A 14,458-nucleotide genomic window follows, 5' to 3' on the forward strand; every position below is an offset into this window, starting at 1 on the left:
CCTCATGACTGATGCCGACGTCGACGGCGCGCACATCCGCCCCCTGCTGCTCACCCTGTTCTTCCGCTACATGCGCCCCATGGTCGAGGCCGGCCGCATCTACGCCGCCGTCCCGCCCCTGCACCGCATTGAGGTCGCGGGCAAGGGACGCAAGAAGCGCGAGTACATCTACACCTACTCCGAGGATGAGCTGCACCGCAAGCTCGCCGCGCTGCGCCGCTCGGGCCGTACGTGGAAGGAGCCGATCCAGCGCTACAAGGGCCTGGGTGAAATGGATGCCGATCAGCTGGCAGAGACCACGATGGATCGCGCCCACCGGTCGCTGCGTCGCATCACCCTGGCCGACGAGGAAGCCCTGCGCCAGGCGGAGGACGTGTTTGAGCTGCTCATGGGTTCGACCGTGGGTCCGCGCAGAGAATTCATTGTCAATGAATCGGCCGGCCTTGATCGCATGCGGATTGACGCGTAATTTCGGGCGTAAGCCGTCCGCTTCCTGAAAAAACGTTCAGCGTGGGCACACAAAAATCCGAGGTCAGTGTGACTTAAGGCCCGATTACCCGCTAGGATGTTACGCATGACAGGACTTGCGCAGCGACTCACGCCGCCCGGGTCCGTCCCGTACCCGGGCAATCACCTCGGGTTGCGCTGGCGGCCCATGATTGGCCGCGACGCACCCGCCGTGTACGCACTCATCTCCCTGATCGAAGACGACGATAACGCTATTCGGCGCACCTCCGTGGAAGACATCGCTGACATGATGGAGGGGGAGAACGGCCGCGATTGGGTGGATACGATTGTCGGCCTTGATGCGAATCGGAATATTTGCGCGGTCGCATCGGTGCGTGTGCTGCGCGGGATCCACGAAGCTGCAACTGCCATCGTGAGTGCCTATATCCATCCGCATTGGCGAGGCCGTGGCGTGGGTCGAGCCCTTCTGTACTGGCAGGACGGGCGTGCTCGCCAGATGCTGGTCGAGACTTTCGGCGCCGAATCGGACGTCCCTGTGTCAATCTCGAACCTGGTGGACGCACACATGACGGATCGCCGCCGCCTCTACATTGCGGCAGGCTTCTTTGCCAAGTGCATCTACCGTGTCATGTATCGCGACCTGGCGGGCGGCGAAGTAGCCCCGCAGGCGCGCCACGGCTACCGCATCGTACCGTGGAGCCAGGTTCCGCAGGAGCAGATCCGTGCGATCCACATGGAGGCTTTCCAGCAGGCGTTCCGTTCTCCGCTGCGCGCCCTGTGGTGGGATGACGCGATGAATCACTTCGATCCGCGCTGGTCGTTCGTGGCTGTGGACAGCGAGGGCGAGGTCGTCGGCTATGCGATGACGGGTCGTCCTGCGCAGCGCTGGGTTGCTACCGGTCGGTCGGAGGCCTATATCTATCTGCTCGGCGTCGCCGAGGCACACCGCGGTCGTTCGGTGGCTAGTGCCCTCGTGGGTAACGCTGTCGCAGCCGCATCAGCATCGGGTGCGTCACGTATTGGGCTCGATGTGGATATGTCAAGTCCGGATCGGGCGCATAGTATTTATGAGCATCTTGGTTTCGTTGACGAAGCCGCCGAGGTTTACTATACGATCGATCAGTAGTCCGCTAGGAGCCGAGCATGAGCATTCCTCTCGCGCAGAGAGCCGGTGCCCCTGAGTTCGTTCCCTTCCCGGGCGAGCATCACGGCATCGAGTGGGAGCCGCTGACGGCTTCTCATCATGTCGGCTTGTCGGCGCTTTTTGCGCGCATGGAGGCACGCGATAATCCGCCGTACCGCACCAGCCCGGACGAGGTAAAGGAGATGCTCTCGTCGGCCTCTCATTGGCGAGGCCTGGTCGGGGTTGCGCGCAGGGGTATCGCCGCGGGTCGCCTCGTTGCCTTCGCGCAGGTGGTCTTGCGATTCCCTGGGCGCGTGGAGTGTGTGTGCGTCGGGGGAGTGGATCCAGACTTTCGACGTATCGGCCTCGGTAACGCGATTGTCGATTGGCAGGAGGGGACGGCGCGCCAGATGCTCGCTGGTGTTGAGGGCGACGGTCCTGCGCAGATTACCTGCCACGTCGAGGCGGGGCAGGATGATCTTGAGGCGCAGTTGAAGGTGCATGGTTTCCGCTGGGCGCGCACCTACTACGAGTTGCGCGCGACGCTGGAGGACCTGGCTCCGATGCCGGATCTCGGGTCGTACATGAGTATCGAGGCCTGGGATCCCCAGTGGGAAGAACCAGCCTTGCGCGCTGCGAACCGTTTGAACGAGTCGGAGTGGGGTCGCCCCCCGCTCACGCAGGAGCAGTGGATGCAGGGACGCACCGCTTTTGCCCCCGAATGGTCTTTTGTCGCCGTGGATCGCACGGGTGATCGTCCGCGCGTCGCGGGCTTCCTGCTGGCTTCGCGCTATGAGCAGGACTGGGCGGCGCTGGGGTGGCGTGAGGGCTATATCGACCAGTTGGGCGTGTTGTCGGCGTGGCGCGAGACTCACGTTGCAGACGCGCTGATCCTGGCCTCGATGTGGGCACAGAAGCGCGATGGCATGGATCGCTCGGGCACCGGCGTCGGTTCTGCCAACCACACGGGTGCCCTGGCGGTCTATGACTCTCTGGGCTTCCGCACGGTCGGGCAGACTCGGCTGTATGCGATCGAAGTGTGACAATCGTCCCATATTCTGGAACGGTGTCTAACTGAGATAATGTTGTGTTTTGTTTCACATTTGCAAGCTTCTTGTGAGGAGTGAGTTTCTGTGAGCACTTTCGCAGGAATCGCTCCCTTGGTCCTAATTGTCTGACCAATAAATTTTTTAGGCTCACAGCGGAGGACCGCGAGCGTCCTCGGTGCCACGCGCGCCCCATCTCCACAGTGCGGAGCCAGCATGACTACGAAGTCGTCAGCACAAAACACATCCATTCCGCCTCTGGTCATTCGAAGCGCCATCGTTGCCTCTCTCGGCGGCCTGCTCTTCGGCTTTGACACAGCGGTCATTTCCGGTGCGGAAGAAAAACTTACCGAGCTGTACGCTCTGTCCTCCTTGGGTGAGGGCATGATCGTCGCCATCGCAACCATCGGTACGATCTGCGGTGCCATCGTCGCCGGTAACCTCGCCGACCGCTTCGGCCGTAAGCCAATCCTGTTCTGGATCGGTGTCCTCTTCGGCGTTGGTGCTCTGGCAACCGCGCTGGCCCCTCTGCCCACACTGGTCACAGGTGCGGATGGAACTGTGTCGGCCTCGTCCTCCTTCCCGATCACTTTCTTCATGGTGTTCCGCTTCCTCGGCGGCGTTGGCGTGGGCCTGTCTTCCGTAGTCGCGCCCATCTACACCGCTGAGATTGCGCCCGCTCGCGTGCGTGGTCGCCTGGTCGGCCTGGTCCAGTTCAACATCGTCTTCGGTATCCTCCTGGCCTATGCCTCCAACGCGGTGATCCGCGAGATCGCCCACGAGGAGACTGCGTGGCGCTGGATGCTCGGCGTCATGGCCGTCCCCGCTGTCTTCTTCCTCATCTTTCTTGCCACCGTGCCCGAGACTCCGCGCTGGCTCCTGGCTCATGGACAGGAGGAACGCGCCGTCACAATCTCCGAGCGCCTCACCGCCACGCAGGCAGAGAGCCGCGAGCAGATCGACGAGATCAAGGCGCAGATCGCCGAAGACGCTGCGGGTGGTAAGGTCGCCTTCTTCACGCGCCGCTACCGCAAGGTCATCCTCATGGCGTTCTGCATCGCGATGTTCAACCAGCTCTCCGGTATCAACGCGATCCTCTACTACGCGCCGAAGGTCATGAAGCTCGCAGGCGGTGCCGCCGTCCTGGGCGACGCCTTCCCCTACATCGGCTCCGTCATCGTCGGCCTCATGAATCTCATCGCAACTATGGCTGCCCTGACCGTCATCGACAAGATCGGTCGCCGCCAGCTCATGATCGTCGGCTCGATCGGCTACCTGGTCTCCTTGGGCTTCCTCGCCGGCATGATGTTCGCCTACGAGGGCGGCTGGTTCGAGGAGGGCAGCGCTGCTCCCGTGTGGCTCATCCTCCTGGGTCTTCTCGGCTTCATCGCCTCCCACGCCTTCGGTCAGGGTTCGGTCATCTGGGTGTTCATCTCGGAGATCTTCCCCAACCGCGTACGTGCGCGCGGCCAGTCGCTGGGTTCGCTCACGCACTGGGTGTTCGCCTTCATTACCACCTATGCCTTCCCTGTGCTCACCGATAAGCTCGGTGGTGGCTACGCTTTTGGAATCTTCTTCCTCGCGATGGTCGGTCAGCTATTCTGGGTCCTGAAGGTTATGCCCGAAACTAAGGGCATCCCGCTCGAAGAAATGGAAGAGAAGCTGGGGTTGACGAATGACTAGGATCGTGAACATCGGGGAAGCTCTCATCGATGAGATCACCCGCCCAAACAGTGAACCCGTCGAGGTCGTCGGGGGATCGATGCTCAACGTCGCAGCCGGTCTGACTCGGCTGGGTCACGAATCCGAGCTGGCGACTTGGTTCGCGCGCGATGCGCGCGGCGACAAGGTCCGCGAGCACGCCGAGGCCGCGGGAGTGACCCTCACTCCCGGCTCTGACGGAGCCGAATTCACCACGGTTGCCCATGCGGCAGTCGACGAGAAGGGCCACGCCACCTACGAGTTTGATCTCTCGTGGGATGTGCCCGCCATCGATGATCCCGACAGCGTTGGACACGTGCATACCGGCTCCTACGTGGTTGTTGTCAAACCCGGTGCCGACAAGGTCCTGGCTGCCGTTAAGCGCCAGGCTATCCGTGGCACCGTCTCCTACGATCCGAACATCCGTCCCGCTCTGCTGGGGACGCCGGATGAAGCCCGCCCGCACGTTGAGGCGATCGTTGCCCTCGCTGACGTCGTCAAGGCGTCGGATGAGGACCTGGAGTGGCTGTACCCGGGCCGTCCCGTCGAGGATGTCTTGCGCGAGTGGTTGCAGTCCGGGCCCTCCCTGATCCTGTGCACGCGCGGCCCATGGGGCGTCTACATTTTGAGCGCCGCCGAGCGCGATATGCTGGTCGTCGATCCTCTCGACGTCGAGCTCGTGGACACGGTGGGCGCGGGCGACTCGCTTATGGCAGGCCTGATCTCTGGCCTGGTCGACGCGGATCTCCTGGGTTCGGCTGAGGCGAAGCAGCGCCTGCGCGAGGCGTCGTGGGACCAGATCCTGCCCGCCATTCACCGCGGCATCATCACCTCAGGTATCACGATCCTCTACCAGGGTGCCTACTCACCCACGCGCGAGGAGGTCAACGAGATCCTGGCAGCAGACAAGACGCTGCGAGGCTGATAGGGGAGCAATCCTCGACTGATGGGTGTGGGCCCGGCCAACTGACCGGACCCACACCCATATCAGCGTGACCCTGACAAAGCAGTGGGCTGGCAGGGATTTTTCCCGGCCAGCCCACCGTCGTAACGACAGGAGAGCGTCAGCCAATCGACGCAATCGCGAAGGTGATCGGCACGCCCGAGCCGTCGCGGCGCTCGTCCTCGGCGGGCAGCTCCACGGGGGTGCCGTCGGAGGCAGCAGCCCGCCCAGGCCTCGTGCCGACCCACGCGATGTCGAGGCGATCCTCGCCGCGCAGGAAACGCTGACAGCGCACGCCCTGTCCGCCGCGGCCCTTTGGCGGGTAGCACTCGAAGGGCGTGACCTTCACCGTTGTCTGGCCCGTGCCCGGCAGCGCGCCCAGCGCCGCGGCCACCGTCACCACGACAGCATCGGTGGGGGCCTCGACCACCCAGAAGCCCAGGGCCACGGCACCGGGGTCGAGCTTCATGCCCGCCATACCGCCGGCCGTGCGACCCTGCGGGCGAACCTTCGCCGCGGGCGTGCGCAGCAGCTGCGCATCCGAGGAGATAAACACCAGGTCCGCGTCGTCCGTGCACTGATCGAAGCCCACGAGGCGATCACCGTCCTCCAGGGTGATGACCTCCCACTCGTCGCGCTGGAGCACGTCCGGGCGCAGCCGCTTGACCGTGCCGTGGGCCGTGCCCATCGCGACGATGGCTTCGCTCTCAGGGTTTAGGAGACCCACGGCGGGCACATCCGTGTGCAGGAGCATCGAGGAAGGCATAGCCCCGGCCAACGACAGACCCGTCTCGAAGCGGGGGAGCGCTGGCAGGTCCACGACCTCGATGCGGTGCGCGATGCCATCCTGGGTGACCACGGCCACCTGCGAGCGCACCGTCGAAGCCAGCTGCACCCGCCAGCCGTCCGAGGCTGCGCGCGAACCCGGCTCGAGCGGATCCCCACCCTCGATGCGAGCAAGCGCGCCCGAGGAGGACAATACGACCACGCACGGGTCGTCCGGGATCTGCAGTTCCAGGCCCTCACCCGAACGCGACACCGACGGCAAGGCTGCCAGGGCGGCATCCTCCGCAGCAACCGTAGCCCCCACTGGCGTGCCCGTCGAGGCCATGAGCAGCGTGCGACGCGGCGTGCCCAGACGCTTCGAGACCTCGCGCAGCTCCTTCTTCACAAGCTTGCGCAACAGCTTCGGATTCTCCAGGATCTCGCGCAGGGAAGCGATTGCCGCTAACAGCTCGTCGCGCTCAGTCTCCAGCTCGATGCGGGAGAACTTCGTGAGGCGACGCAGGCGCAGTTCCAGAATGTAGTTCGCCTGGGCCTCGGACAGGTCAAAGGCCGTCATGAGGCGCTCGCGCGCGCTCTCCGCGTCATCGGAGGACCGAATGATCGCGATGACGTCATCGATGTCTAGGATCGCGATGAGCAGACCCTCGACCAGGTGCAGGCGATCCTCGCACTTTGTCAGGCGGAAGCGACTGCGGCGCGTGGTGACGTCCAGGCGATGATCCAGGAAGACCTGCAGCATCTCTTTCAGGCCCAGCGCGCGCGGCTGACCATCCACGAGCGCCACCGCGTTGATCGAGAAGGAATCCTCCAGCGGCGTGCGCTGGTAGAGCTGCTGGAGCACGGCCTCGGGAACGAAGCCGTTCTTCACCTCGATGACCAGGCGCAGGCCGTGGATGCGGTCAGTGAAGTTCTGGACCGACGAAATGCCCTTGAGACGGCCTGCGTTCGCGTTTTCCTTGATCTTTTCGATGACCTTCTCGGGTCCCACCATGTAGGGCAGCTGGGTGACGACGATGCCCATCTTGCGGGCCGTCACACGCTCGATCTGGACCCTCGCGCGCGTCTTGAACGTGCCGCGGCCAGTCTCGTAGGCTTCTTTGATGCCTTCGAGTCCGACGATGACGCCACCCTCAGGCAGGTCGGGGCCGGGAATGTAGCGCATGAGGTCGGTGACGGACGCCGACGGGTTATCCAACAGATGAATGGCACCAGCGATCGTCTCGGAAAGATTGTGCGGGGCGATATTCGTCGCCATACCCACGGCGATGCCCGAGGCGCCGTTGACCAGGAGCTGCGGGAACGCTGCCGGCAGGACGTCAGGCTGCATGAACTGGTTGTCGTAGTTGGGGACGAAATCGACCGTGTCCTCGTCCAGGCCCGTCACCAGGTCCAGCGCGGCGGGTGCCATGCGTGCCTCGGTGTAACGCGCTGCGGCCGGACCGTCATCCAGCGACCCGAAGTTACCGTGTCCATCCACCAGGGGAACCCGCAAATTGAACGGCTGAGCCAGACGGACCAAGGCCTCGTAAATCGCGGAATCGCCGTGCGGGTGCAGCTTGCCCATGACCTCGCCGACGACGCGCTGAGACTTCACGTGCCCCTTGTCGGGACGCAGCCCCATCTGATCCATCTGGAACATGATGCGGCGCTGCACGGGCTTGAGGCCGTCGCGCGCGTCGGGCAGCGCTCGGGCGTAGATGACGGAGACCGCGTACTCCAAGAAGGACCCACGCATTTCATCTGACACGTCGATCTCGGAGATGTTTTCGTCTTTTTCGGAAATGTCGACGACCTGGTCCTTTTTTGCCATAGGCGCAATTATGACGCGGGAACGCTCTCATTTCGACTGGGACGCAGGTTCGGGGCACAATTGTGGGATGAATACTTGGACCCGCATAGAACGAAGCGGCTTTTACCCGCGCGCAGTGGAGCGTGCGCTACGCCGAGCGCTGGGAGCAGGAGAACCGCTTGCGACGCTGTGTCAGGTGGACACGGGCTTCGACCGGGGTTCCGTGTTCCGTCACCTCACCGTCGCTTCCTTGACCGAGCGGGCCATCGTCCAGCTGCACGTCGACGAGATGGACGGCGGATCCGCGACCATCGCGACGGCCGTGCACCGCGTGACCGACATCGCCGGATATTCCACGATGGAGGTTTTCACTGACCCCGAGAACGCCGTCGGCCTGTCCGAGATGACCATCGCGCTGGACTTGAAGGGGGCGCGCCGAATTGACGTCGAACCCGCCCGCTGCGACGACCCGAATTGCATGGCCGACCACGGCTACACGGGTACTTCGTATCCGGATGACATGACCTTCCGTGTTTCGGCGGCTGCCGACGGGCAGGATGCCTTGGACGAGGCCGTCGAGTTCGTTGATTGCCTGGCTGGGCTGATGGGGACCCGCAGTGAGTGAACGCGTCATGACACTGGACATGCCCGGCGCTGACCTGCCGGGCACCACCGATCCGTCGATCACGGACATCATCCCCGGCGCGCTCGCCGCCATCGACCCGGCTCTGCCCGGCGCGTCGTCCGAGGCCGCCAGCGTGCTCGGGATCGAGCCCGGGGCTGGCCAGGTGCTCCTCATCCTCGTTGACGGCTTTGGCTATGAACTTATGCAGGAGCACTTGGGGCACACGCCGACGCTTCGTCGCATGCGGGCCGACATCCGTTCGATCCACACGATTGTGCCCTCGACGACGTCGGCTGCGATCACCGCGTTTGGCACGGGCGCGCGCCCGGGAGCAACCAACATGGTGGGCTTCTCCGTCGCCTACGGAGGTGGCGTCATGAACCTGCTTGCTATGGAGGGCGGTCCCGCGCCCACGCAGTGGCAGCCGGTCCCCACCTATTTTGAGCGTCTCGCTGAGGAGGGCGTGTCCTCAGCGGTCGTGTCGCCCGCGCGCTTCGCCCGGTCCGGCCTGACGGGCGCGGCACTGCGCGGTGCGCGCCACGTGCCCGCCGACACCCTTGAGCAGCGCGTGAGCGCGGCCCTGCGCGAGCTGCGTGCGGGGACGCCCGTCGTCTACCTGTACTGGTCTGAAATCGACCACTCGGGTCACGCTCACGGCGTGGCCTCCGATGCGTGGATCGGACAGGTCGAGCAATTTGATGCGGGCCTGGCAATGCTCATGCGGGGCCTGCCGAGCGGCGTACGCGCCGTTCTGACGGCCGATCACGGCATGATCAACGTGGAACCCGACCGCATTATCGACGTGGCCTCCACGCCCGCCCTGCGTGAGGGTGTGCGAATCGTCGCGGGCGAGACACGAGCGGCCCATGTGCACGCCGAGGAAGGACGCGCCGACGAGGTCGAGGAACGCTGGCGTGAGACGCTGGGGGAGAGCGCCTGGGTGCTGTCGCGCGCCCAGATGCCCGCGCTCATCGGCGAGGGCAGCGGCGCATCGGTTATCGGCGACCTGCTGGTTCTTGCGCGCGTGCGCGGGGGAGTGGTCGACTCACGGACACAGAGTGCGGCGGCCATCGCGATGCCGGGCATTCATGGCTCGGTGACGCCGACTGAGATGCGTATCCCCGTCGTTACGCTCTCCTAGCGGTGTCGGCCCTCTGTTGTCAGGGGGCCGACCTGTTTACGGCTTCGAGCCAAAGACGATTTCGTCCCAACTGGGCACCGAGCGCCGCCCCTTCTTAGAGGACACGCTACGTGTCAGGCGGCTCCCTGATAGACCCTGCGCAGGGATCGATCCGGTTGCGGTCGATGCGCCACCCGTCAGAACAGACACAGCCCCCGTCGTCGTGGGCGCATTGTTCGCGCCGGAGGACTCGCCGCCAGCGGTCACGGCCTTCAGGGGCAGCGCGGGAGTGCGTTGCTCCTCTGAATCCGCCGAGGCCTCGGTCCCTTCGGAAGGAGAGGCGGAGTCAGAGAGCCACGGCAGCGCGTGGGACGAGGTCTGGGCACCGTCACGCGTCGAGCGGATACCGACGGGGATGGCACCGGTGACCTGACGACGCGTGGGCAGGGGGACGACACCGGAAGCTGGCGTACCCGCGTCCTGCTCAATCTTGGTGCGCGCGGAAGCCAACGAGTAGATACGTGCGGAGATCGGGCCGCTCGACGGCTCAGGCTCGGCGGAGTCCTCCGCATCCTCACCCGCGATAGCGGCCAAGTATTCTGCTTCTTCATCCTCCTCGTCGCCCAGATCTACGTCGACCTTCTGGCGTTTGCCGCGTGCAGCGTTCAGTTGATCGATCAGGGCCTCGCGGGTGCGTAGATCCTCTTCGTCGGGATCCGGAGCCGGCGCGGGGCGGGGAATGGGAGAGAAAATCGACGAGGAGGGGGAGACAGCGACCTGTTCGGTCAGCCACTGGGCCTCCTGGTCGATGGCCTCGAGCGTGCCTGAATTCGACAGATGCCAGTGGGCCGCGTGCTCGGCCGCTCCCTGTACAAAGGTGACGATGATCTGCCAAGGTTCCCCGGCCTCGCGCGTCGCGGACCAATCGAGGGAAGACGGCTCGACGCCACGCGCCGCCAGGCGGTCCAACACGAGGTCGCCCATCGTGGGGCCGCCCTCACCGATACGCACCGCTTGGGCCCGAAACAGCGCGTAATCTTTCTCCGCCTGAACGGGAGCCTCAAAACGCTCAACAGCCTTCACATCCATGCCGTGTGTGGATGCGATCTCCTCCGGGGTCGCGCCTGCGCGCAAGAGAGCCTGAATGTCGCGGGGAGCAAGAGTAGGACGCGAGGGCGTGATATCCACCTTGGGGCGGTCACGGCGGATAGCGCCGCGGAGCTCGTCCGAGATCAAGATCGAATAGCGTTCACCCTGGGCGTCGGTGAGCACCAGGGACTCGCCGTCGGAGCTGGTCCCGAGCAATTCGAGCTCAATCATCGCTTCCTCCTCATACGTCACGGTGGAATCGTCTCAAATTATGCGCACAATGTCGCGTAACAGCGCGCGTGTCACACATACGATGGCACATTCGTTCCACAAGTGTTATCCTCCCTGCGCATAGACACTCGTATAAAACTGTACGAGGGTGAAAGGGGAGAACCATGGCAACCGATTACGATGCACCGCGTAAGAACGAAGACGAGGTCTCAGAGGACTCGATTGAGGAGCTGAAGTCCCGTCGCAACGATGCCGGTTCAGCCGAGATCGAAGAAGACGAGAACGAGGCTGCCGAAAACTTTGAGCTTCCCGGTGCCGACCTGTCCAAGGAAGAGCTGACCGTTCACGTCGTTCCGCGCCAGGATGACGAGTTCACCTGCTCGGAGTGCTTCCTCGTCCACCATGCGTCGCAGCTCGATCACGTGGATGCCAACGGCAATCCTGTGTGCACCGAGTGCGCGATGTAAGGTAGAGGGATGTTCGGACGCAAGAAAAAGACATACAACGACGACTTCGACGAGGTTGAGGCGCTGCCTCGCCTCAGTGACGAAGACGCCGAAATCTGGAGTCAGCCCGGTCCTCGCAACTACAAGGACGTGGATACCTCCGAAGGCTACGTCGACATGGGTGCCATTTTACTCCCGTCTCGTCCGGGTATGCAGCTGCGCACCCAGGTCGCCGACGACGGCACCACCGTCCTGCAGATTCTCGTAGTACTCGGTAACTCGGGCATCCAGATGAGCGTCGCCGCCGCGCCGCGATCCGGCGGAGTCTGGGATGAGCTGCGCGATGAAATCCGTGCGGGCTTCGAGAAGCAGGGTGCCAAGGTTGCCGACATCCGCACGCGCTACGGTGCCGAGCTGCTCGTTGATATGCCGATGAAGATGCCTGATGGCCGCTCCGCGACCTCGCGCATGCGCATCCTGGGCCGCGAAGGCGACCGCTGGTTCGCGCGCATCGACATCATCGGCCCCGCCGCCGCCAACGCTGAGTCCGGACTCGAGATCGAAAAGGTCATCGACCGCATCGTCATTCGTCGCGACGAGCAGCCACGCACGCGCCTGGAGCTGCTGCCCGTTCACCTGCCCGCAGGTGCCCAGGAGGACTGACATGACCTCGTGGATTTCTCGGGTCGGTGCGGCCCTCGGCCTCGATAAGGACGCGCGTTCCTTGGATGCCGCCCTCGACGAAGATTCTGCGCGCGCCGCCCGCGGCGTCACACCCATCCGCGACGTGACCGACCGCAGCCACGCGCTGGTGTTCGGCACCCTCCTGAGTATGACCTACCCGCCGGAGGAGGGTACCCAGCGTGTTCTCGTCGCCACGCTCTACGATGGAACCGACACGCTCGAATTGCGCTGGCCGGGCCGCTCATCCATCCCGGGCCTGAGCGTCGGTCAGCGCCTCGAAGTTGAGGGCACCGTCGGTCGTGTTGGCGAGCGCACGGTCATCATCAATCCCCTGTACCATGTCATCGCGGGGGAGGGCTGATGCCCGCGCCGCGCTGGATGAGCCAGGCTGCCTCCGAGGAATTCTCGTGGTCGCAGACCTTGGGCGGCACACGCGGCGTCATTGAGACCAGCGCTCCCGGGCTGATCTTCGTCATCGTCTACGTCGCAACCCACGCCCTCGTGCCAACCCTCGTCGCGGCCTCCGCCGTCGCAGTCATCGCCTGCATCATTCGACTGATCCAGCGTCAGAGCATTCAACAGGCCGTCTCGGGGTTTTTCGGCGTCGCGGTTGGCGTTATTCTGGCCGCCGCGACCGGGCGTGGCGAGAACTATTTTGCGTGGGGGATCGTCACGAATCTCGCCATGGCCGCGGTCTTCGCCCTGTCAGTCCTCGCGCGGCGTTCCCTGGTCGGCTTCTTCTACGCAATGCTTACCGGCCTCCCCACGGGCTGGCAGCGTAAACCTTCCCTGCGTCCCCTCCGCCGCCGTTGCGCCCTGCTCACGTGGATGTGGGCGGGTTTGTTTGGCCTGCGCGTCGCCGTCCAAGCCCCCCTGTGGGCCGCGGGCGCGGTCGCGGCACTCGGCATCGCCAAGCTCGCTCTGGGTCTGCCGCTCTTCGCGCTCGGTGCCTGGGCTACCTGGTGGGGCCTGCGCGACTACTCCTCGTCCTCCGTCTCCTCTTCCGAGGACGGGGACGCTACGGCCTCGCGTAGCTGATCCAGAGCCGACGCGTCCGAATCCGGCACCAGCAGCAACAGCTCGTCCGAGGCCTCGAATACGTCATCGGCGCTGGGAGTGAGCGGACGCCCATCGCGCAGGAGAGCAGCCAGGACGGAGCGCGGAGGCAACTCCAGGGAGTGCACGCGCCTGCCGACCACGGGCGAATCCTCGGGAAGGATCAGTGCGTGCATGGACACAGCAGCGGTATTGAACGAAAAGAGACGCACCGGGATGCCGATGGAGACAGCCTCCTCGACCAGAGCGGTCATGATGCGCGGCGTCGACACCGATACGTCGACACCCCATGCCTGATCGAAAAGCCACTCGTTATTCGGATTGTTGAGGCGTGCGACGACACGCGGGACGGCGAACTCCGTCTTGGATAGCAGCGAAATCACCAGATTCGCTTTGTCGTCGCCGGTCGCTGCGACAACGACGTCCGCCTCCTCCACGCCGGCGTCACGCAGAGCATCAGGCGAGCAAGCGTCCGCAAGCACCCAGTCCGCGTCCGCGACGGTCGCGATGCGCAGCTTCTCCGGCATGTTGTCGATGAGTGTGATGTCGTGGCCGTGCGCCAGCAGCTCCAGGGCGACGCTGCGGCCCACCGAACCCGCTCCCGCGATGACGATTTTCATGCTCATTCCTCCGTCTTGGGCGGACTCGCCAGCTGGTTACGCAGCTGCGTCGTGTCCGTCCCGTTGATCGCGAAATACAGTTGATCGTGCTCTTGCACAACGAAGCTGGGTTCGGCCGTGCGGATCGAACCCAGGCGCGACGTGAAGATGACCCGGCATCCTGTGAGTTCCTCGACGACTGCGAAGCTCAGGCCATACCAGTGGGGGGAGGGGGTCACGTTGACGAGGCCGACCGCGCCGGTTGGGTGGGACCAGATGAGTGAGGCATCCGGGGGAAGCATGCGGCGAAGGACGGATTCGGCGGTGCGCTGCACGGAGGCCACCGTGGGGATGCCCAGGCGCTCGTAGAGATAGGCGCGCGTGGGATCGTAGATGCGGGCCACCACGTGCTCAACGTGGAAAACCTCACGTGCGACGCGCGCGGCGATAATGTTCGAGTTATCACCCGAAGAGACCGCCGCAAAGGCGTACGCGTCCTTGATGTTCGCTTGACGCAGGCAGTCGCGGTCCATGCCTACGCCCGTGACTCTCCGGCCAGAAAAGTCGGGGGACAGGCGCGCGAAAGCCTTGGAATCCTGGTCAATAATGGCCACGGAATGACCCACTGCGTCGAGCGTTGATGCCAGGCGGGCACCAACGCGCCCGCAACCCATGATCACAAAGTGCACGAGAACCAAACTACTCCGGTGCACGCCAGATGGCCACGCGTGCTCATGTGTCTTTCCCAGACG

At 64.3% G+C, this 14,458-nt stretch carries 14 protein-coding genes and 1 pseudogene; 11 read left to right on the forward strand and 4 right to left on the reverse strand.

Annotation, left to right across the window (positions count from 1 at the left end):
* The 5 genes and pseudogenes from QZ149_RS02185 to QZ149_RS02205 all read left to right on the forward strand — a co-directional run.
* Window positions 1-469, forward strand: a pseudogene (locus QZ149_RS02185) (DNA topoisomerase IV subunit B); the annotation flags it as partial.
* A 186-nt stretch (window positions 470-655) separates the two neighbouring features.
* The gene (locus tag QZ149_RS02190) at window positions 656-1,594 is read left to right on the forward strand and encodes a GNAT family N-acetyltransferase (RefSeq protein ID WP_291449569.1); all 939 of its coding nucleotides are present in this window, start codon (window positions 656-658) and stop codon (window positions 1,592-1,594) included.
* 17 nt (window positions 1,595-1,611) lie between these two features.
* A complete protein-coding gene (locus QZ149_RS02195) occupies window positions 1,612-2,634 on the forward strand; it encodes a GNAT family N-acetyltransferase (RefSeq protein WP_291449417.1) in 1,023 nt (340 codons plus the stop codon).
* Between the two features lie 219 nt (window positions 2,635-2,853).
* On the forward strand, window positions 2,854-4,320 hold the full coding sequence (locus QZ149_RS02200) for a sugar porter family MFS transporter (RefSeq protein WP_291449420.1): 1,467 nt from the start codon (window positions 2,854-2,856) through the stop codon (window positions 4,318-4,320).
* Window positions 4,313-5,263: a PfkB family carbohydrate kinase gene (locus QZ149_RS02205; protein ID WP_291449423.1), complete on the forward strand. Its 951-nt coding sequence runs from the start codon at window positions 4,313-4,315 to the stop codon at window positions 5,261-5,263. The genes QZ149_RS02200 and QZ149_RS02205 overlap by 8 nt, the downstream gene beginning before the upstream one ends.
* Window positions 5,264-5,402: 139 nt before the next feature.
* Here the strand turns inward: QZ149_RS02205 and QZ149_RS02210 are convergent, their stop codons facing one another.
* Complete coding sequence (locus QZ149_RS02210) at window positions 5,403-7,877, reverse strand: DNA topoisomerase IV subunit A (RefSeq protein ID WP_291449425.1); 2,475 nt, start codon at window positions 7,875-7,877, stop codon at window positions 5,403-5,405.
* A 67-nt stretch (window positions 7,878-7,944) separates the two neighbouring features.
* Here QZ149_RS02210 and QZ149_RS02215 point away from each other — a divergent pair, with 67 nt between their 5' ends.
* Together QZ149_RS02215 and QZ149_RS02220 are read left to right on the forward strand one after the other, a co-directional pair.
* The gene (locus QZ149_RS02215; RefSeq protein ID WP_291449428.1) at window positions 7,945-8,481 is read left to right on the forward strand and encodes a DUF5998 family protein; all 537 of its coding nucleotides are present in this window, start codon (window positions 7,945-7,947) and stop codon (window positions 8,479-8,481) included.
* Window positions 8,474-9,622 (forward strand): nucleotide pyrophosphatase/phosphodiesterase family protein, encoded by a 1,149-nt coding sequence (locus tag QZ149_RS02220; RefSeq protein WP_291449430.1) that lies wholly within the window; start codon window positions 8,474-8,476, stop codon window positions 9,620-9,622. Before QZ149_RS02215 ends, QZ149_RS02220 begins: the two co-directional genes overlap by 8 nt.
* Before the next feature lie 36 nt (window positions 9,623-9,658).
* Here QZ149_RS02220 and sepH read toward each other — a convergent pair whose 3' ends face one another.
* Window positions 9,659-10,921, reverse strand: a complete 1,263-nt coding sequence (gene sepH / locus QZ149_RS02225) for a septation protein SepH (RefSeq protein WP_291449432.1) — start codon at window positions 10,919-10,921, stop codon at window positions 9,659-9,661.
* 164 nt (window positions 10,922-11,085) lie between these two features.
* Between sepH and QZ149_RS02230 the strand changes: the two genes are divergently transcribed.
* From QZ149_RS02230 to QZ149_RS02245, 4 genes are read left to right on the forward strand one after another with little or no spacing between them, the layout of a single operon-like run.
* Complete coding sequence (locus QZ149_RS02230; protein WP_009648860.1) at window positions 11,086-11,388, forward strand: DUF4193 domain-containing protein; 303 nt, start codon at window positions 11,086-11,088, stop codon at window positions 11,386-11,388.
* A 9-nt stretch (window positions 11,389-11,397) separates the two neighbouring features.
* Window positions 11,398-12,030, forward strand: coding sequence for a DUF3710 domain-containing protein (locus tag QZ149_RS02235; protein WP_009648872.1), 633 nt, complete (start codon window positions 11,398-11,400; stop codon window positions 12,028-12,030).
* A gap of 1 nt (window position 12,031) precedes the next feature.
* The gene (locus tag QZ149_RS02240; RefSeq protein ID WP_291449439.1) at window positions 12,032-12,412 is read left to right on the forward strand and encodes a DNA-binding protein; all 381 of its coding nucleotides are present in this window, start codon (window positions 12,032-12,034) and stop codon (window positions 12,410-12,412) included.
* On the forward strand, window positions 12,412-13,089 hold the full coding sequence (locus QZ149_RS02245) for a DUF3159 domain-containing protein (RefSeq protein WP_291449441.1): 678 nt from the start codon (window positions 12,412-12,414) through the stop codon (window positions 13,087-13,089). The genes QZ149_RS02240 and QZ149_RS02245 overlap by 1 nt, the downstream gene beginning before the upstream one ends.
* Here QZ149_RS02245 and QZ149_RS02250 read toward each other — a convergent pair.
* The gene (locus QZ149_RS02250; protein ID WP_034505466.1) at window positions 13,029-13,727 is read right to left on the reverse strand and encodes a TrkA family potassium uptake protein; all 699 of its coding nucleotides are present in this window, start codon (window positions 13,725-13,727) and stop codon (window positions 13,029-13,031) included. The genes QZ149_RS02245 and QZ149_RS02250 overlap by 61 nt on opposite strands.
* Window positions 13,728-13,729: 2 nt before the next feature.
* Entirely contained in the window at window positions 13,730-14,380 is a 651-nt protein-coding gene (locus tag QZ149_RS02255) for a TrkA family potassium uptake protein (RefSeq protein WP_291449446.1), read from the reverse strand.
* Between the last annotated feature and the right edge of the window lie 78 nt (window positions 14,381-14,458).

Origin of the sequence: Actinomyces sp. ICM47 (assembly GCF_905369875.1) — a bacterium.
Classification (GTDB): domain Bacteria; phylum Actinomycetota; class Actinomycetes; order Actinomycetales; family Actinomycetaceae; genus Pauljensenia.